We start from the raw sequence: 19,564 nt of genomic DNA, 5'->3' as shown, positions 1-19,564 counted from the left end.
GGCTAGCGCCGTCGGAGACCCTTGTAATGCCCGACCAAGATCTACGTTTGCAACACCTGAAAGTCTGGCTCGATCAGCAGTTACCCGAGCTTTTCCATGCCCAGGGATGGGGGGCCGTACCCCCGGCTACATTGACTGCGGCCAGCAGCGACGCGAGTTTCAGACGGTACTTCCGTTGGCAGGGCGAAGGTCGCACATTGATCGTGATGGATGCCCCACCCCCCCAGGAAAACTGCAAACCTTTCGTCGATATCGCGAGAATGTTGGCGAAATCGGGAATAAATGTTCCGCAAATTTATGCAGAAGATCTCTCCCAAGGCTTTCTTTTGCTCAACGACCTGGGCAAAAACACCTATCTGGATGTGATTGACGGTGAAAATGCCGATCAATTGTTTGCCGAAGCCATCGACGCGCTGCTGGCTTTCCAGCAATTGCCGATGGACGCCGGGTTGCCCAGCTACGACGTGCCATTGTTGCGCCGTGAATTGGAGTTGTTCCCCGAATGGTACGTGCGCCGGCATCTGGGCATTGAGTTCGACGAGCAGCAGTTGGCTCAATGGCAGCGGGTCAGCCAATTGCTGATCGACAGCGCCCTGGCCCAGCCCAAGGTCCTGGTGCATCGCGACTATATGCCGCGCAACCTGATGATCAGCGTGCCGAACCCTGGCGTGCTGGATTTCCAGGATGCGGTCTACGGCCCCGTGACCTACGACATCACCTGCCTGTTCAAGGACGCCTTCCTCAGTTGGCCCCAGGCGCGGGTGCGCGAATGGCAGCGTGGTTATTGGGAGCGTGCTGGCCAATTGGGCATCCCGGTGCAGGCGGACTTTGAAGATTTCCTGCGCGCCAGCGACTTGATGGGGGTGCAGCGTCACCTCAAGGTCATCGGTATCTTTGCGCGTATCTGCCACCGTGATGGCAAACCGCGCTACCTGGCGGACGTGCCGCGCTTCTTTGCCTATATAGACGCGGTGCTGGCTGATCGGCCGGAACTGGCCGACCTGGGCGAGTTGCTGGCCAGCCTGCGCCAACCTGCCGAGGCCCACGTATGAAGGCGATGATCCTGGCGGCCGGCAAGGGCGAGCGGATGCGTCCGCTCACCCTGCACACCCCAAAACCGTTGGCCCAGGCCGGTGGCAAGCGCCTGATCGAGTACCACCTGGAGGCGCTGGCGAAAGCGGGATTCACCGATATCGTCATCAACCATGCCTGGCTGGGCCAGCAAATCGAGAGTTATCTGGGAGACGGCGCGCAGTACGGCGTGCGTATCCAGTATTCGCCAGAGGGCGAGCCCCTGGAAACTGGTGGCGGAATCTTCCAGGCCTTGCCCTTGCTGGGGGAGGAGCCGTTCCTGGTGGTCAATGGCGATATCTGGACTGACTACGACTTTGTCCGCCTCAAGCAGCCCTTGAGCGGCTTGGCGCACTTGGTCATGGTCGATAACCCGCCTCATCACCCCAGTGGTGGCGATTTCTATATCAAGGATGGTTTGCTTCATGATGCAGCGCCCGGTGCCGATAACCTGACCTTCAGTGGCATTTCGGTGCTGCACCCCAAGCTGTTCGCGGGTTGCAGTGCCGGTGCCTTCAAGCTGGCGCCCTTGCTGCGCACGGCGATGGCTCAAGGCTTGGTCTCGGGGGAACACATGGATGGACGCTGGATTGACGTCGGTACGCTGGAGCGCCTGGCGCAGGTTGAAAGTCTGCTGACCGTGGGCCAGTAAGATGTTGTGGCCTGGGACTCTGATCGGCGCCGGGGCGGGTTTTGCCATCGCCAGCATTCCGGGGGCCATGTTGGGTGGGTTGCTGGGGCAGGCACTGGATCGGCGCCTGCAATTGCACAGTTGGGCCCAACTGCGCGAACGCCTGGGCGGCCGGCCGGCGCTGCGCAATGACGAACTGCTGTTTGTCCTGCTGGGCCGCCTGGCCAAGAGTAATGGGCGGGTGGTGGACGGCCATATCCAGCAGGCGCGGGTGGAGATGCGCTCGCTGGACATGAGCGAGCCGGCCCAGCGCCGGGCGATTGCCGCGTTCAACCGAGGCAAGTCGGGGACCGACCGCGTGCGCAGTTACCTGCGCGTGCTCAAGGTGCAGCCCCATGCGGCGGAAGGCGTGCTGCGCGCCTGCTGGCGCATGGTCTGGGCCGACGGCAAGGCCAGCCCCGCTGAGCGCGAGCTGATCGAGCTATGGGGCAAATGGCTGGGGTGGACGCCGCAACAACTCCAGGCACTGGCCCATGACTATGAGCCGGAACGCAAGCCTCTGGTCACCCGCGGTAGCACCTATCAAGAGGCCCTGCGGATTCTCGGGGTGACCGGCACGACAGAGCCTGCGGTCATCAAACGTGCCTATCGACGGCTGCTCAGTCGGCACCACCCGGACAAGATTGCCGGCACTGGCGCCAGCCCCGCTCAAGTGCGCGAGGCCACGGAGCGCACCCGAGAGCTGCATAGTGCCTACACGATCATTCGCGAGCAGCGGGATTTCCGCTGACCCGACCGCCTGTGGCGAGCGTGCTTGCCAAAAGTGTCCACCCTGTCCCCGCACACCCGTCAACCATGTGCCCGGCCCGTAAAAAAAGAGCCCCAAAGTAACCAAGGGCTCCTGACATCGGAGGCCGGGTACCCACCACTCGGCACCTCGTCTAGTCTCGATGTGCCTGCGATCCAGCAGTGATTCGGGGGGGGCGCCGAGATGGCGGTCTATCAGTCGATAGATGTATTGGCCGAGATATCTCTATCGCAGGCAAGCCAGCTCCCACAGGGGAATGCAGCTTCGCAGCTCTGGCTCTGCTTTTGCTCTGCTTTTGATCTGGCTTTTGATCTTGATCTCAGGCGCCCCGTTAAACCACGCTGGCCGCAGGCAGGTATTGCGCAGTGGGCACCCCGGCAGGGATGCCGGGGTAGCCGCGACACGGCCATGGATGGCCGATCGCGGCGGGCCCACGGAGCAATGCCTGACTGCGGGCATGCCGAGCCTAGGCGAGGCACCGAGTGGTGGGGCAAGAGCGTTTTGCTTACTTTGGCGCTTCTCCAAAGTGAGCCGCCGTAAGGGCGGAACCCTAAGTGGCCATGACCGCAGCAACGGATATGTACACAAACCCAACGCGGGCAAGCCCGCTCGCCACAACCACAACCACAACCACAACCACAACCACAACCACAGACGGGGCGGGGCAGTTGGGCTCAGCTACCGCTGCTTTGCGGGCTCAACCAGCCGCGAATCCGCCGGTACAACTGTTCCTGGGCCGCTGCGCTATTCCCAGGAATAGTCTTCAACGACACCTGCTTGTAGTTGTCATTCTTCAGCCGCTTGCTCGCCTGGCTGCGCTCCAGCGCCATTTTGCTGGCCAGGGCGTTGTCCTGATAGAAGACATCGGCGGTCGCCAGCTTCAATGTCGGGGTCAGCTGTTGCAGATCCGGTTGACGGCCCACCGGCGACTGCGCCGCGACCATGATGAACTTTTGCACCTGGGCCGGTTGTTTTTCGCTCAGGTAGCGCGCAGCCCACCAGGCCCCAGTCCCGTGCCCCAGCAGCACCACGCTGCGGGCGTTCTGGGTCTGGGCATAGGCGACGGCTGCGTCGATGCGGGCGAAGATCCGTGTCGCGTCGGTCTTGTCCTGCTCATCCACGCCAGGGACCACGGCCGGGTCGGTGCCCTCGGCTTCGGCGCTGGCCGCCTGTTCGATGGGCTTGGGCGCGGCAGTGCTGGCATCTTTGCTGCTGCTGTCGACGGCTGCATCGGGAGCCTGGATCACCCGCGGCGGCAGGGTATCGACGCTCAGGTCGGGCAGCGACAGGCTCAGGCTGCTCCAGGCGGCATCCGGCAGCTTCTGGCGCAAAGGCCCGATGGCTTGCGGCCAGTCAGCCGTTTCTCCGGCGCCGGGGACGATAATCACCACACCCTGCGGTTCAGGGCTGTTCGCCGGTTTCCACAGCGCCAGGAACGACTCGTCGCCGGCCTGCAATTGTTGCTGCTCGTGGGGCGGCAGTTGTCGCTCCAGGGCCTGGGCTTCCTCCTGGCTACGCTCTGGCAGAGGCTGGCGTTCTGGTGGTTTTTCGGCGGCCGCCGGCGCGGTGTCAGCCGCCTGCACGCAAAAGGTGCTGGTAAACAGCAGCGACAGGCACAATGCTGGCAGTGTCGAACGGTGAAGCAGGGGCATAGTGGAATCCCGGCCAGAAGTGATCCCGGCAGCCTAATGGGTTGGATGTGAGATGTGAATGATGAATTTTCGCTGTCTGCTGGTTATCGGCTATCTGTGCTTGCCCTTGATGGTGAATGCCGCGCCTGCGTCTGTGGTGCCGCCTGCGGTGCTCAACCCGCAGCAGCGCGAGTGGTTGGCGCAGCACCCGCAACTGCGGGTCGGGGTGGTGTTGCAGGCGCCTTACGCGCAATACGACCGGCGCCTGCAGCGCTTGTCCGGAGCCAATGTCGAGCTGATGCAGGCGCTGGCCAAGGCGCTGAATATCGAGCTGACCTGGCGCAACTTCCCCACGCAGGAACAGTTGGAGGATGCCTTGCGCGAGGATGCGGTCGACCTCGCCCCAGGTCTGCTACAAACCCCTGCCGGCCTGCGCCTGTGGCAGTTTTCCGACCCGTATATGCGCGTGCCCCAGCACATTGTTGGCATTCGCGACGGCAGCGGCACTGTGGACCTGGAAAAACTCGATGAACAGTCCCGGGTCGCCGTGCGCATGCCCAGCGGCGTGGCGGATTACCTGCGCAGCAATTACCCCAGGCTGAACCTGCAAGGTGTGCCCCTGGAGCGCCAGGCCTTGCAGCTATTGGTCAGCCAGCAGGCGCGCTATGCGGTAGTCGATGAGGCGCAGTTGAGCCGCTTGTCGATCGAGCCCGAGTTCGCCGGTTTGGCCGTGGTCGGCGATATTGGATTGCCGCAACTGTTGCGGGTGGCCACCCGGCGTGACTGGCCAGCCCTGGCAGAGATTGTCGAGAGCGGCCTGCGCGCCATTCCTGCCCGTGAGCTGGAGCAATTGCATGCCCGCTGGCTGCAACCCAAATACCCACGCCTGTCGGAATCACCGGGATTCTGGCAAAACCTCAGCCTGCTGCTGGGCCTGCTGTTGCTCGCGTGCCTGACGGTTGCCTTGTGGCAGCGTCGGCAAAAACATGCCCTGGAACACCAGTTGCTGGCCACGCGTGAGGAAAGCGCTGCCCGTGCGGCGGGCGCCGAAGCATTGCGTCTGACCCAGTTTTCGATTGATCAAAGTACCGTGGGTATCCTCTGGGTCAATTGGGACAGCCATGTGCGCTACGCCAACGTCGCCGCCGAAACCATGCTCGGTTACGCCCCGGGAGCGTTGATCGAGCGCCCGCTGATCGAGTTCGAACCCAATCTGAGCATGGACCGCTGGCTGAACCTGTGGAAGCGCGCCCGGGCCAGTGAAGACGGGCCGCAGAGCTTCGCCACCCAGTGCCTGCGCGCGGATGGCAGCCTGTTGCCCACGGATGTGTCCTTGAGTTTCCTGCGCTTTGCCGGTGGCGAATACCTGGTGGTGTACCTCAACGACGTCACCGAGCGCCGCCGGGCCTTGGCCGCGTTGCAGGAAAGTGAAGCGCGCCTGCAAGGCATCGCCGCCAATGTGCCAGGGCTGGTGTTTCGCCTGGAGCGTCTGCCGTTGAGCGCCGCCATCGACTTTGCCTATATCAGCGAAGGCAGTGAGCGCCTGGTGGGCTATTCGCCGTCCGTGCTCAGCCACCGCGATGTGGGGATTCGCAGCTTGGTCCACCCGGATGATCGCGCCAGTTACCACCAGACCCAGGACCAGGCCATCGACACCGAGAGCAACTGGTCGTGGCAGGGCCGCATCCTGACCCGCCAGGGCGAGCAGCGCTGGGCCGAGATCAAGGCGGTCACCCGGCGTCTGGACGATGGGGCGGTGGTCTGGGACGGGATCGTCTGGGACATCAGCGACAGCAAACGCATTGAGCTGGAATTGGACGCCTCGCGGGCGCAACTGCGCGAACTCTCGGCGCACCTGGAAACCGTGCGTGAGGAAGAGAAGGCGCGGATCGCCCGCGAAGTTCACGATGAGCTGGGGCAGATGCTCACGGTGTTGAAGCTGGAAACCTCCATGTGCGAGTTGGCCTACGCCCAGTTGGACCCAGGCCTGCACGAGCGCCTGAACAGCATGAAGCGCCTGATCGCTCAACTGTTCCAATTGGTCCGTGATGTGGCCACGGCGTTGCGCCCGCCGATTCTCGACGCCGGGATCGCCTCGGCCATCGAGTGGCAGGCCCGGCGGTTTGAGGCGCGCACACAGATTCCGTGCCTGGTGCAGGTGCCGGACAACCTCCCGGCCCTGAGTGACGCCAAGGCCATTGGCCTGTTCCGTATCCTGCAGGAGGCGCTGACCAACGTCATGCGCCATGCCCAGGCGCATACGGTGGAGTTGACCCTGGTGGTGGAGGGCGCCAATCTGCGGTTGACCATCAGTGATGATGGCGCAGGCTTCGTCCCTGCGCCGGGGCGCCCGGTGTCGTTTGGTTTGGTGGGCATGCGCGAGCGGGTGCTGATCATGGGCGGGCAGTTGACCCTCGACAGCGAACTGGGGGAGGGCACCACCCTGAGCGTTACGGTGCCGTTGGATTCGCCATAGATCCCTTGTGGGCTTGCTCGCACATTTTGAATGTCGGCGTTTAATCGCTATAGAGAGAGGAAATTGCCGTGATCCGCGTATTGGTAGCCGAAGACCACACCATCGTCCGTGAAGGCATCAAGCAGTTGATCGGCCTGGCCAAGGACCTGCTGGTGGTGGGCGAGGCGGGCAACGGCGAACAGCTGTTGGAAGCCTTGCGTCACACGCCCTGCGAGGTGGTGCTGCTGGATATCTCCATGCCCGGGGTCAACGGCCTGGAGGCGATTGCGCGGATCCGCGCGCTGAACAACCCGCCGGCCATCCTGGTGCTGTCGATGCATGACGAGGCACAAATGGCCGCCCGGGCGCTGAAGGTCGGTGCGGCTGGGTATGCCACCAAGGACAGCGATCCTGCGCTGTTGTTGACGGCAATCCGCAAAGTCGCCGCGGGCGGGCGCTATATCGACCCGGACCTGGCGGACCGCATGGTGTTTGAGGTCGGCCTCACCGATGCCCGGCCCTTGCATTCGCTGTTGTCCGAGCGCGAGTTCTCGGTGTTCGAGCGTTTGGCCCAGGGCGCCAACGTCAACGATATCGCCCAGCAACTGGCCCTGAGCAGCAAGACCATCAGCACCCATAAGGCGCGGTTGATGCAAAAACTCAACATCAGCTCCCTGGCCGAGCTGGTGAAGTACGCGATGGAGCACAAGCTCCTATAGGGGCGTGTCTATTTGCGACATCGCTCAAACCCCCGGAAGCCCGTGCTTGCAGCTTGTCGCTTGAAGCTTGCTGCGCAACTGTCCCTTGCCCGCCATCCGTGTAGGGCGATCCCTACCCCGAACCTTCCATCCTGCTGATGCCAATCTCTCCTGCGCCCCGATTTCCGGGGGCTTGCGCCTGGACTACGCTAGCTCTACAGCAGTCCAAAACACAAAGGTGCGGGTATGAGCGAGGCGGATTCAAATGATGTGCTGGTCAGCTTTCGTGGTGTGCAGAAGAGCTACGACGGCGAGAACCTGATCGTCAAAGACCTCAACCTGGACATTCGCAAGGGCGAATTCCTCACCCTGCTGGGCCCGTCCGGTTCGGGCAAGACCACCAGCCTGATGATGCTCGCCGGCTTCGAAACGCCGACCGCCGGGGAGATCCTGCTGGCCGGGCGTTCGATCAACAATGTGCCGCCGCACAAGCGCGACATTGGCATGGTGTTCCAGAACTATGCGCTGTTCCCGCACATGACGGTGGCTGAGAACCTGGCGTTCCCCCTGACGGTGCGGGGCTTGAGCAAGACCGATGTCAGCGAACGGGTCAAGCGCGTGCTGAGCATGGTCCAGCTCGACGCCTTCGCCCAGCGCTACCCGGCGCAGCTCTCCGGCGGCCAGCAGCAACGGGTGGCCCTGGCTCGCGCCCTGGTGTTCGAGCCGCAGCTGGTGCTGATGGACGAACCCCTCGGTGCCCTCGATAAACAGCTGCGTGAACACATGCAGATGGAGATCAAGCACCTGCACCAGCGCCTCGGCGTGACCGTGGTTTACGTGACCCACGACCAGGGTGAAGCGCTGACCATGTCCGACCGGGTAGCGGTGTTCCACCAGGGCGAGATCCAGCAGATCGCACCGCCGCGCACTTTGTATGAAGAGCCAAAAAACACCTTCGTCGCCAATTTCATCGGCGAGAACAACCGTCTTAACGGCCGCCTGCACAGCCACACCGGCGAGCGGTGCGTGGTTGAGCTGGCGCGCGGCGAGAAGGTCGAGGCGCTGGCGGTGAATGTCGGGCAGATCGGTGGCCCGGTGACGCTGTCGGTGCGCCCGGAGCGGGTCAGCCTCAACGGTTCCAGCGAAAGCTGCAGCAACCGCTTCTCGGGCCGGGTGGCCGAATTTATCTATCTGGGCGACCACGTGCGCGTGCGCCTGGAAGTCTGCGGCAAGGCCGATTTCTTTGTGAAACAACCGATCGCCGAGCTGGATCCGGCGCTGACGGTCGGCGATGTGGTTCCGATTGGCTGGCAAGTCGAGCACGTTCGCGCACTCGACCCACTTCTAGAGGCGAATTGATCGCCCCCTTGGCTTCATCCAACCCTGCACGTGGAGAGAACAATAAATGTTGAGATCCCTGAAATTGACCGCCCTGGCCATCGGCCTGGCGAGTGCTTCACAGGTCATGGCAGGTCCGGACCTGACGGTGGTGTCGTTTGGCGGCGCGAACAAGGCGGCCCAGGTCAAGGCTTTCTATGCCCCGTGGGAAAGCGCGGGCAACGGCAAGATCATCGCTGGCGAGTACAACGGCGAGATGGCCAAGGTCAAAGCCATGGTCGACACCAAGAGCGTGTCCTGGGACCTGGTGGAAGTCGAGTCGCCGGAACTGTCCCGTGGCTGTGACGAGGACATGTTCGAGCCGTTGGATCCGAAGCTGTTCGGCAACCCTGACGACTATGTGAAAGGCGCGATCCAGCCCTGTGGCGTGGGTTTCTTCGTGTGGTCCACGGTGATGGCGTACAACGCCGACAAACTGAAAACGGCCCCAACCAGTTGGGCGGACTTCTGGGACACCAAAAATTTCCCCGGCAAGCGCGGTTTGCGCAAGGGGGCCAAGTACACCCTGGAATTCGCCCTGATGGCCGACGGTGTAGCGCCCAAGGACGTGTACAAAGTGCTGGCCGGCAAGGACGGCCAGGACCGCGCCTTCAAGAAACTCGATGAGCTCAAACCGTCGATCCAGTGGTGGGAGGCCGGCGCCCAGCCGCCGCAGTACCTGGCCTCGGGTGACGTGGTGATGAGCTCGGCCTATAACGGCCGGATCGCCGCCGTGCAGAAAGAGAGCAACCTGAAAGTGGTGTGGAACGGCGGTATCTACGATTTCGACGCCTGGGCAATCCCCAAGGGCCTGGGCAAGGAGCGCGCCGAGGCGGCGAAGAAATTTATCGCCTTCTCCGTTGCACCGCAGCAACAGAAAATCTACTCGGAAAACATCGCCTACGGCCCGGCCAATACCCAAGCCGTGCCGCTGCTGGCCAAGGACATCCTCAAGGATATGCCGACTACTCCGGAAAACATCGCCAACCAGGTGCAGATTGATGTGAGCTTCTGGGCGGATAACGGTGAGCAACTGGAGCAGCGCTTCAATTCCTGGGCTGCCAAGTAACAAGCCCCACCGCTTAACCCCTGTGGGAGCTGGCTTGCCTGCGATGGCAGCACCTCGGTAGACCCGACACACCGAGGTGCTGCCATCGCGGGCAAGCCCGGCTCCCACAAGGGGGCCTTTCACACGGGTTTCAACTGTAGATTTTCCGGAGTTTGCCATGGCCATCGCCGTTCCCTCGAACGAGGTCACCACCCCCAGCTTGAAGCAGCGCCTGGCGCGTGCCGAGCGGCTTAACCGCTGGAAGGCCCAGGCCTTGATCGCGCCGCTGGTGGTGTTTTTGCTGCTGGTGTTCCTGGTGCCCATCGTTGCGCTGTTGTACAAAAGCGTCGGTAACCCGGAAGTGGTCGCTGGCCTGCCGCGTACCGTGGTGGCGGTGACCGCCTGGGATGGTCGTGGCCTGCCCGGCGAGTCGGTGTACCAGGCTGTCAGCGAGGACCTGGGTGAAGCCCGGAAAAACCAGACCCTGGGCGATTTGTCCAAGCGCCTGAACATGGAGCTGGCGGGTTATCGCAGCCTGTTGACCAAAACCGCGCGGGCGCTGCCGTTCAGCGAAGTGCCGGCCTCTTATAAAGAAGCGCTGGAAAACCTCGACGAACGCTGGGGCGACCCCGCGTACTGGCAGGCCATCCGGCGCAACACCAGCAGCCTCACGCCTTATTACCTGCTGGCGGCGGTCGATCATCGGATCGACGACCTCGGCGAAGTCGCGCCGGCCACGCCGGACCAGGCGATTTACCTCGATATCTTCGCCCGCACCTTCTGGATGGGCCTGGTGATTACCCTGTGCTGCCTGCTGCTGGCCTATCCGCTGGCGTACCTGCTGGCCAACCTGCCGGCGCGGCAAAGCAACCTGTTGATGATCCTCGTGCTGCTGCCCTTCTGGACCTCGGTGCTGGTGCGCGTGGCCGCCTGGATTGTGCTGCTGCAGTCCGGCGGGCTGATCAACGGCGCGCTGATGGGCCTGGGCATCATTGATAAGCCTCTGGAGTTGGTGTTCAACCGGCTGGGGGTCTACATCTCCATGGTGCATATCCTGCTGCCGTTCATGATTCTGCCGATCTACAGCGTGATGAAGGGCATTTCACCGACCTATATGCGTGCGGCGATCTCTTTGGGTTGTCATCCATTCGCCAGTTTCTGGCGGGTGTACTTCCCACAGACTTATGCGGGTGTGGGCGCCGGTTGCCTGCTGGTGTTTATCCTGGCGATTGGCTACTACATCACCCCGGCCTTGCTGGGCAGCCCGAACGACCAGATGGTCAGCTACTTCGTGGCGTTCTACACCAACACCAGCATCAACTGGGGCATGGCGACTGCGCTGGGCGGCTTGCTGCTGCTGGCGACCGTGGTGCTGTACCTGATCTACAACTGGCTGGTGGGCGCCAGCCGCCTGCGCCTGAGCTGAGGAGCGCCTGAAATGTCCAGCAGTCCTTATATGTCACCCATCGAGCGGGTGTGGTTCTACAGCTTGCGGATCCTCTGCGGCCTGATCCTGTTGTTCCTGATCCTGCCGGTGCTGGTGATCATCCCGCTGTCGTTCAACTCCGGGAGTTTCCTGGTGTACCCGCTGCAGGGGTTTTCGCTGCACTGGTACCAGGACTTCTTTGCCTCGGCGGAATGGATGCGCGCCTTGAAGAACAGCATCATCGTCGCCCCGGCGGCCACGGTGCTGGCGATGGTGTTTGGCACGTTGGCTGCTATTGGCCTGACCCGTGGCCACTTCCCCGGCAAGGCGCTGGTGATGGCCCTGGTGATTTCGCCGATGGTGGTACCGGTGGTGATTATCGGCGTGGCGAGTTACTTGTTCTTTGCCCCGCTGGGGCTGGGCAACAGTTTCTTTTCGCTGATCGTGGTGCATGCGGTGCTGGGCGTGCCCTTTGTGATCATCACCGTGTCGGCGACCTTGCAGGGCTTCAACCACAACCTGGTGCGAGCCGCGGCCAGCCTGGGGGCGTCGCCGTTGACCGCGTTTCGCCGGGTGACGCTGCCGCTGATTGCGCCGGGCGTCATTTCCGGGGCGCTTTTTGCCTTTGCCACGTCGTTCGATGAGGTGGTGGTGACGCTGTTCCTCGCCGGGCCCGAGCAGGCCACCTTGCCTCGGCAGATGTTCAGCGGCATCCGCGAAAACCTCAGCCCGACCATTGCCGCAGCGGCGACCTTGCTGATTGCCTTCTCGGTGGTGCTGTTGCTGACCCTGGAGTGGCTGCGTGGGCGCAGCGAAAAACTGCGTACGGCGCAGGTCTGACTGCTGAAACCCGATCACCTGTGGGAGCTGGCTTGCCTGCGATGGCCTCGACTCGGTACACCTGATGCACCGAGTCGAGGCCATCGCAGGCGAGCCAGCTCCTACATTGACCGGGCCCGCTTTGAATGACCCAACCATTCAGCCGCTGAATGGCAGACAACCCGCATTCCCCAGCTATTCTTGTGCCAGCCCACCAATTTATAAGAGGCCGCGCACATGAGTACCTCCTCATTCAAGATCGCCCACAAATTGCTCACCGGCCCAGGCGCCATCGAGCAATTGGCCGCCGAGCTGACCCGGCTGGATATCGACAACCCGTTGATCGTCACCGATGCTGCGCTGGTCAAGTCCGGCACGGTGCAACTGGCATTGGCGCAGTTGGGTGATCGGCCTTACGAGATCTTCGACCGGGTGCTGCCCGACCCGGAGATCGCCATCGTCGAAGACTGCATGCAGGCCTACCGCGAAGGCGGGCATGACGGCCTGATCGGCGTGGGCGGTGGCAGTGCCATTGATATCGCCAAGAGCGTCGCCGCCTATGCCGGTTATCACGGTGCACTCGAGGATTTGTTCGGTGTGGACCAGGTGCCGCGCAAAGGCCCGCCGCTGATTGCCATTCCCACCACGGCCGGCACGGGGTCGGAAGTGACCAATGTGGCGATTCTGTCGGACAAGGCCGCGCAATTGAAAAAAGGCATCGTCAGCGACTACCTGCTGCCGGATGTTGCGCTGATCAGCCCGCAAATGACCCTGACCTGCCCGCGCAGTGTTACGGCTGCCAGTGGTGTGGATGCCCTGGTGCATGCCATCGAGTCCTATCTGTCCCTGAACGCCTCGCCAATCACCGATGCCCTGGCCATTGGCGCGATCAAGTTAATTGCCAACGCCTTGCCCAAGGCCTACGCCAATCCGGCCAACCTGCAGGCGCGTGACGATATGGCCACGGCCAGCCTGATGGCCGGCATGGCCTTCGGCAATGCCGGGGTGGGGGCGGTGCATGCGCTGGCCTACCCGTTGGGCGGGCGTTTCAATATTGCCCACGGGGTGAGCAACGCGTTGCTGCTGCCCTATGTGATGCACTGGAACAAGCTGGCCTGTGTCGAGCGCATGCAGGATATCGCCCAGGCCATGGGGGTGAATATCACGGGCTTGAGCGTCAACGATGCAGCGGACCAGGCGGTGGAGGCCATGACGCGACTGTGTGCCGCAGTGGAGATCCCTTGCGGCTTGCGCAGCTTCGGCGTGCCAGAGGAGGCGATCCCGGCCATGGCCGTAGAAGCCGCGGGAATCGAGCGCCTGATGCGCAACAATCCGCGCAAGCTCAGTGCGGCGGATATCGAGAAAATCTACCGCGCCGCGTACTAGTCATTGAGTCAGGTCACGGTGCGCGCAACAAAGCATGAGGTATACAATGCGCGCCATCGTGATTTAGCTCAGAAAAGGTGCGTCATGCAGCCCTTCGTAATTGCTCCATCGATTCTCTCCGCCGACTTCGCCCGCCTGGGCGAGGAAGTGGACAACGTGTTGGCCGCCGGTGCCGACTTCGTGCACTTCGATGTCATGGACAACCACTATGTGCCGAACCTGACCATCGGCCCGATGGTTTGCGCCGCGCTGCGCAAGTACGGCGTGACCGCGCCGATTGACGTGCACCTGATGGTCAGCCCGGTGGACCGCATCATCGGCGACTTCATCGAAGCCGGTGCGACCTACATCACCTTCCACCCGGAAGCCACGCTGCATGTCGACCGCTCCCTGCAACTGATCCGCGAAGGCGGCTGCAAGGCTGGCCTGGTGTTCAACCCGGCGACCCCGCTGGACACCCTCAAGTACGTGATGGACAAGGTAGACATGGTCTTGCTGATGAGCGTCAACCCGGGTTTTGGCGGGCAGAAGTTCATTCCCGGTACCCTCGACAAGCTGCGTGAGGCCCGTGCGCTGATTGACGCCTCTGGCCGCGATATCCGCCTGGAGATCGATGGTGGGGTCAACGTCAACAACATCCGTGATATCGCGGCGGCGGGCGCCGACACCTTCGTCGCCGGCTCGGCGATCTTCAACACCCCTGACTACCAGGCCGTGATTGCCAAGATGCGTGAAGAACTGGCGCTGGCGCGTCCATGAGCGGTTTTGAGCAGCTGTTCCCCGGTAAATTGCCGCGGCTGGTGATGTTCGATCTGGACGGCACCCTGGTCGATTCGGTGCCGGACCTGACGGCTGCGGTGGATCACATGTTGCTCAAGCTGGGGCGCAAGCCTGCCGGTATCGAATCGGTACGCGAGTGGGTCGGCAACGGCGTGCAGATGCTGGTGCGCCGTGCGCTGGCCAATCACATTGATGCCGAAGGTGTCGATGAGGTGGAGGCCGAGCACGCGCTGGAACTGTTCAACGCGGCCTACGAAGACGGCCACGAACTGACCGTGGTTTACCCCGGCGTGCGCGACACCCTCAAGTGGCTGCATAAGCAGGGCGTGGAAATGGCCCTGATCACCAACAAGCCGGAACGCTTCGTCGCGCCGCTTCTGGACCAGATGAAGATCGGCCGGTATTTCCGCTGGATCATCGGCGGCGATACCCTGCCGCAGAAAAAACCGGATCCGGCGGCGCTGTTCTTTGTGATGAAAATGGCCAATATCCCGGCGTCCCAGTCGCTGTTTGTCGGCGATTCGCGCAGCGATGTGCTGGCGGCGAAAGCGGCGGGGGTCAAGTGTGTGGCCTTAAGCTATGGCTACAACCATGGCCGGCCGATTGCCGAAGAGTCGCCGGCGCTGGTCATTGATGACCTGCGACTGCTAATCCCCGGTTGCTTGGGAGCGGGCGCTGAGATAACGTTGCCCGACGCTGTCCCATCCCCTTCTGGAAATCCCATCGTGGTGGTCACTCGCAAACTCTGGATGAAAGTCATCAAGGCCCTGGCCCGCTGGCGTTGGCGCGCCTGACTGATCCTGGCCGCGCTGCGGCACGTTTGCATACCTGACTGTTAGACCCTCACGCCACGAGGCACCCCATGATCCGCGAAGAATTCCTGCGTTTGGCCGCTGCCGGCTACAACCGCATCCCCATGGCCCGGGAAACCCTGGCCGACTTCGATACGCCGCTGTCGATCTACCTGAAACTGGCCGACGAGCCCAATTCCTATCTGCTGGAATCGGTGCAGGGCGGCGAAAAGTGGGGCCGTTACTCGATCATCGGCCTGCCGTGCCGCACGGTCCTGCGGGTGCATGACCATCACGTCAGCATCACCCATGATGGCGTCGAGATCGAAAGCCACGATGTGCAAGACCCGCTGGCCTTCGTCGAAGCCTTCAAGGCGCGCTACAACGTGCCAACCATTGCTGGTTTGCCGCGTTTCAATGGCGGCCTGGTGGGGTATTTCGGCTACGACTGCGTGCGTTACGTGGAGCAACGCCTGGGCAAATGCCCGAACCCCGACCCGTTGGGTGTGCCGGACATCCTGCTGATGGTTTCCGACGCGGTGGTGGTGTTCGACAACCTGGCCGGCAAGATGCACGCGATTGTGCTCGCCGACCCGACCCAGGCCGATGCGTTCGAGCAAGGCCAGGCCAGCCTCGAAGCGCTGCTGGACAAGCTGCGCCAGCCGATCACCCCGCGTCGCGGCCTGGACCTCAGCCGTCCGCCGGCGGCCGATCCGGTGTTTCGCTCCAGCTTTACCCAGGATGACTACGAGCGCGCGGTCGATACCATCAAGCAATACATCCTCGCCGGTGACTGCATGCAAGTGGTGCCGTCGCAACGGATGTCCATCGACTTCAAGGCGGCGCCCATCGACTTGTACCGGGCGCTGCGCTGCTTCAACCCGACGCCGTACATGTACTTCTTCAACTTTGGCGACTTCCACGTAGTGGGCAGCTCGCCGGAAGTGCTGGTGCGCGTCGAAGACAACCTGATCACCGTGCGCCCGATTGCCGGCACGCGCCCCCGTGGCGCGACCGAAGAGGCCGACCTGGCACTTGAAGAAGACCTGCTGTCCGACGACAAGGAAATCGCCGAGCACTTGATGCTCATCGACCTGGGGCGTAACGACACCGGACGCGTTTCGGAAATCGGCTCGGTGAAGCTCACCGAGAAGATGGTGATCGAGCGTTATTCCAACGTGATGCACATTGTGTCCAACGTCACCGGCGAGCTGAAGGCCGGCCTGACGGCGATGGACGCGCTGCGCGCAATTCTGCCGGCGGGCACCTTGTCCGGCGCCCCGAAGATTCGTGCGATGGAAATCATCGACGAGCTGGAGCCGGTCAAGCGTGGGGTCTACGGCGGCGCCGTGGGTTATTTCGCGTGGAATGGCAACATGGACACGGCCATTGCGATCCGCACGGCGGTGATCAAGGACGGCGAACTGCATGTGCAGGCGGGCGGCGGGATTGTCGCCGACTCGGTGCCGGCCCTTGAGTGGGAAGAAACCCTGAACAAGCGCCGGGCGATGTTCCGTGCGGTGGCATTGGCCGAGCAGACCCCGCAGGACTGACGGTCGATCCCGAGCTAAATGTGGGGTTGGGCTTGTGTGGGAGCGGGCTTGCCCGCGATGGCGGTCTGCCAGTCACCGATGCAGTGACTGAACCACCGCTATCGCGGGCAAGCCCGCTCCCACATGGGTTTTATGTTGTTTTTAAGGCCGTATTAGAAATCCAGGCTCACTCCGACACTGACCCCTTGCTGGGTCAGGCTGTCATCCTTCCTCACGTTGTACGCCGCGCGCAGTGCCAACTCCTGGGTGAGCTTGTGGCTGACCCCGAGACTCAAGCGATCCGAATTGCTGCGAGGGGTGTAGCCGTCGAGTTCGAAGCCGATCCCCTGCACGCTGTTGAGCGAAATATTCACCTTTTGGGTGTCATTTTCGAACTCATGCTCGTGAGCCACTTCGCCAAAAACCTGGGTTTGCGGGGTGACGCGGTAGCTGCCCTGCAGGCCAACGCCCAGGCGTTTGGAGTCGCGTTGCTGGTCGGCAAAGGTCAGCGCGGTGGAGCGGCTGCCTTTTTCCGAGTAGCCATCGACTTCGATTCGCGCATAGTCGGCGCTGATGAACGGCGACAGGTGCCAATCGCTGCCGACCCCGGCAATGTCGTAGCCCACGCGGCCGCTCAAGGCCCAGAGCCAGCCGTCGGTGTCACCTTTTTCTGAGCCTTCGCTGACGCCCAGGGCGAACTTGCGCTTGAGGCTGTCGAAGTCCAGCCGGCCGCCGGTCAGCGCGGCATCGGCCCACCAGTGATTGTGCTGATACTGCGCGAACGCGCTGCCCATGTAGCTGTTGAGCTTGTAGTCCGAGTCGCTGGCGCCGGCTTCGAGTGTCTGGCGATACAGCCCGGCCGCGACACCTACGCGCCAGCTGTCGTCGAGACGATAGCTGCCGCCGACATTCAGGTTGTAGCCACTGCCGTCGCCACTGGCCGAGCTGCCTTGACCGTCGAAGTCCAGGCGCTGACCACCACCGGCGACAATTGCGCGCCATTGGCCGACGGCTTGCCAGTTGCCGTTGTCTGCCTGCCACTGGTTACGCAGCTCATCCTGATGGGCGCGCAGGGTGCCTTGGGCCATTTCTGGCAGCAGGCTCAGCTCCCAGGGGGCGGCGAGTAGCGAGTAGGCATAGTCGGCGATCAAGCGTTGCCCGGCGACGGTGGGGTGGACCGAGTCGTTGTAGATCAGCTTGGTCGGGTCCGGCTGGGTGCCGCCGATGCCATACGTCGGGTTGGCGGTGCAACTGTTGCCAGTGAAGCAGGTGCCGGTAAGGTTCTGCCCGGTCGCCAGGCCAAATCGGCCCGGGTCGGCGAAGGTTTCCTGCAACAGCAGTGGAATATTCAATGGGATGATCTGGGCGTCGATCTGCGACAGGCGCTGTACCAGTGCCTGGTTGAAAATAGTGCTCAGGGCGGACGTCCCAGCCTGCTGCGGCGTGCCGTTGATGGCGGGTGTCAGGCCCAGGTCGGGCAGCATCCACACCATGATGTAGCGCGCACCGGCTTGTTGCAGAGCCTGGGCGCTGTCGGCCAGGCGCCCGCCTGCGGCAACGGCTTGGCCTGGACTGAGGACGCGCTGTTGCAGGAAGTCATTACCGCCACCGGACAGAAAATACAGCGCGTTGGGGTCGGCCCGCCCACCGTTTGCCGGCAGATAACCCTGGCGACTGCGTAAAACAGTGCCCGCGCCCGCATTGCCGGGGGGGATCGCCGTGTCGGAGACTGAGGTGATGGAATCCAGGATGTTGTCGGTACGGTAGCCACCGACCGCCCAGTTATTGCCGTCAGGCAAGCCTTGCGCGGCGCGAACCGGCGAGGTGGAGGCGTTCAGATCGTTTGGCGCTACACCCAGTTTGGAGCCCAGCAGGGTCGATGAAACCAGGCCGTAGTCACCCTGGAATGTGGGGCCGGTACGGTTGGTAAAACGCAGGGTGGCACCGGACACACCATCGGGGAACTGGCCGGCGTCCGCCAGGCTATCGCCAAAAACCACCATGGTTGAATAAGGTGACGGTGCTGCAAACGCCTGCGCGCAGGCCAGTGCCAGGAGGCATCCGGCAAGGGGCGCAACAAAAGATGGTCTGAGCATAGGGATTCCATATGATTGTTTTTGTATCGGAAGTGAAACACTAGCAATGTAGAGGGAGTTTTCTGTGAGGAAAATCGTTTTTTCTTACAAAACCTTCGTCATGCCCCCCGTATTTGCTGCTCTATATTGCACCGCTGGCGAGGCTACGTTACTGTGCGGGAACGTATGAATGAGACCCTCCCCGTGTTGATCATCAGCAAACTCTTGATGCGAGTAGTCAAGGCACACGCCCGTTGGCGTTGGCGCGCCTGAATTTTCTCTGCCGGCCCGGCCGGACCTGTACCGATTTGCCTTCTTCACCCTTTGTTCGACGCCCCTTGCCGGCTGACCCTGGCAACCGGAACGTGCGTCTGGCAGCGGGTCACGCTCCTGGAAGGCGGTCATTCGAAATCAGTGAATTCAAGAGGTTTGAACCCACATGTTGCTGATGATTGATAACTACGACTCCTTTACCTACAACGTTGTGCAATATCTGGGCGAGCTCGGTGCCGAGGTCAAGGTGGTGCGCAACGATGAAATGACGGTGGCGCAGATTGCTGCCCTGAACCCGGAGCGTATCGTGGTTTCCCCAGGCCCCTGCACGCCGACCGAGGCGGGTATCTCCCTGGAAGCCATCCGGTTTTTCGCCGGCAAGCTGCCGATTCTCGGGGTTTGCCTGGGCCACCAGTCCATCGGCCAGGCATTTGGCGGCGACGTGGTGCGTGCCCGCCAGGTGATGCACGGCAAGACCAGCCCGGTGTTCCATAATGATCAAGGTGTGTTCCAGGGCTTGAACCTGCCGGTGACGGTGACTCGTTACCACTCACTGGTGGTCAAGCGCGAGACCTTGCCCGAATGCCTGGAACTGACGGCCTGGACCCAGCTGGAAGACGGCTCGGTCGACGAGATCATGGGCCTGCGGCACAAGACACTGAATGTCGAAGGGGTGCAGTTTCACCCTGAATCAATTCTGACCGAGCAGGGCTACGAGCTGTTCGCCAACTTTCTCAAGCAGAGCGGCGGCACGCGCTAAGGA

16 protein-coding genes are annotated in these 19,564 nt (G+C 62.4%); 14 read left to right on the top strand and 2 right to left on the bottom strand.

Annotation, left to right across the window (positions count from 1 at the left end; all coding sequences use genetic code 11):
* Positions 1-26 precede the first annotated feature (26 nt).
* Genes PSFL_RS07070 through PSFL_RS07060 form a run of 3 tightly spaced genes read left to right on the top strand, consistent with a single transcriptional unit; the run spans position 27 to position 2,492 of the window.
* Entirely contained in the window at positions 27-1,052 is a 1,026-nt protein-coding gene (locus tag PSFL_RS07070) for an aminoglycoside phosphotransferase family protein (RefSeq protein WP_057960785.1), read from the top strand.
* Positions 1,049-1,723 carry an N-acetylmuramate alpha-1-phosphate uridylyltransferase MurU gene (murU, locus tag PSFL_RS07065; protein WP_397469843.1) on the top strand — a complete coding sequence of 225 codons (675 nt, stop codon included), beginning with the start codon at positions 1,049-1,051 and terminating at the stop codon, positions 1,721-1,723. The genes PSFL_RS07070 and murU overlap by 4 nt, the downstream gene beginning before the upstream one ends.
* Before the next feature lies 1 nt (position 1,724).
* Positions 1,725-2,492, top strand: a complete 768-nt coding sequence (locus PSFL_RS07060; protein ID WP_057960783.1) for a TerB family tellurite resistance protein — start codon at positions 1,725-1,727, stop codon at positions 2,490-2,492.
* A gap of 692 nt (positions 2,493-3,184) precedes the next feature.
* Here PSFL_RS07060 and PSFL_RS07055 read toward each other — a convergent pair.
* Positions 3,185-4,162: an alpha/beta hydrolase family protein gene (locus PSFL_RS07055; protein WP_169960152.1), complete on the bottom strand. Its 978-nt coding sequence runs from the start codon at positions 4,160-4,162 to the stop codon at positions 3,185-3,187.
* A gap of 58 nt (positions 4,163-4,220) precedes the next feature.
* Between PSFL_RS07055 and PSFL_RS07050 the strand changes: the two genes are divergently transcribed.
* From PSFL_RS07050 to trpE, 10 genes are all read left to right on the top strand, one after another.
* Positions 4,221-6,617: a PAS domain S-box protein gene (locus PSFL_RS07050; protein WP_057960780.1), complete on the top strand. Its 2,397-nt coding sequence runs from the start codon at positions 4,221-4,223 to the stop codon at positions 6,615-6,617.
* 68 nt (positions 6,618-6,685) lie between these two features.
* Positions 6,686-7,315, top strand: coding sequence for a response regulator transcription factor (locus PSFL_RS07045; RefSeq protein ID WP_057440324.1), 630 nt, complete (start codon positions 6,686-6,688; stop codon positions 7,313-7,315).
* A gap of 225 nt (positions 7,316-7,540) precedes the next feature.
* On the top strand, positions 7,541-8,653 hold the full coding sequence (locus PSFL_RS07040; protein ID WP_057440325.1) for an ABC transporter ATP-binding protein: 1,113 nt from the start codon (positions 7,541-7,543) through the stop codon (positions 8,651-8,653).
* A gap of 46 nt (positions 8,654-8,699) precedes the next feature.
* On the top strand, positions 8,700-9,740 hold the full coding sequence (locus PSFL_RS07035) for an ABC transporter substrate-binding protein (RefSeq protein WP_057440326.1): 1,041 nt from the start codon (positions 8,700-8,702) through the stop codon (positions 9,738-9,740).
* 157 nt (positions 9,741-9,897) lie between these two features.
* Positions 9,898-11,145 carry an ABC transporter permease gene (locus tag PSFL_RS07030; RefSeq protein ID WP_397469842.1) on the top strand — a complete coding sequence of 416 codons (1,248 nt, stop codon included), beginning with the start codon at positions 9,898-9,900 and terminating at the stop codon, positions 11,143-11,145.
* A gap of 12 nt (positions 11,146-11,157) precedes the next feature.
* A complete protein-coding gene (locus PSFL_RS07025; protein ID WP_029296783.1) occupies positions 11,158-11,985 on the top strand; it encodes an ABC transporter permease in 828 nt (275 codons plus the stop codon).
* Positions 11,986-12,201: 216 nt separating this feature from the next.
* A complete protein-coding gene (locus PSFL_RS07020) occupies positions 12,202-13,350 on the top strand; it encodes an iron-containing alcohol dehydrogenase (protein ID WP_115129121.1) in 1,149 nt (382 codons plus the stop codon).
* 84 nt (positions 13,351-13,434) lie between these two features.
* Complete coding sequence (gene rpe / locus PSFL_RS07015) at positions 13,435-14,109, top strand: ribulose-phosphate 3-epimerase (RefSeq protein WP_057440329.1); 675 nt, start codon at positions 13,435-13,437, stop codon at positions 14,107-14,109.
* Positions 14,106-14,924, top strand: coding sequence for a phosphoglycolate phosphatase (locus PSFL_RS07010; protein WP_057444298.1), 819 nt, complete (start codon positions 14,106-14,108; stop codon positions 14,922-14,924). The genes rpe and PSFL_RS07010 overlap by 4 nt, the downstream gene beginning before the upstream one ends.
* A gap of 68 nt (positions 14,925-14,992) precedes the next feature.
* Positions 14,993-16,474: an anthranilate synthase component I gene (trpE, locus tag PSFL_RS07005; RefSeq protein WP_057960776.1), complete on the top strand. Its 1,482-nt coding sequence runs from the start codon at positions 14,993-14,995 to the stop codon at positions 16,472-16,474.
* 152 nt (positions 16,475-16,626) lie between these two features.
* Here trpE and estP read toward each other — a convergent pair whose 3' ends face one another.
* Positions 16,627-18,549, bottom strand: coding sequence for an esterase EstP (gene estP, locus PSFL_RS07000; protein WP_169990381.1), 1,923 nt, complete (start codon positions 18,547-18,549; stop codon positions 16,627-16,629).
* A 418-nt stretch (positions 18,550-18,967) separates the two neighbouring features.
* On the opposite strand from estP, the gene PSFL_RS06995 reads away from it, so the two are divergent.
* Positions 18,968-19,561, top strand: a complete 594-nt coding sequence (locus PSFL_RS06995) for an aminodeoxychorismate/anthranilate synthase component II (protein WP_057440330.1) — start codon at positions 18,968-18,970, stop codon at positions 19,559-19,561.
* Positions 19,562-19,564 lie beyond the last annotated feature (3 nt).

Source organism: Pseudomonas sp. DD1 (assembly GCF_044510355.1).
Lineage (GTDB): Bacteria > Pseudomonadota > Gammaproteobacteria > Pseudomonadales > Pseudomonadaceae > Aquipseudomonas > Aquipseudomonas shahriarae.
This window is presented reverse-complemented; position numbering and strand designations above follow the sequence as displayed.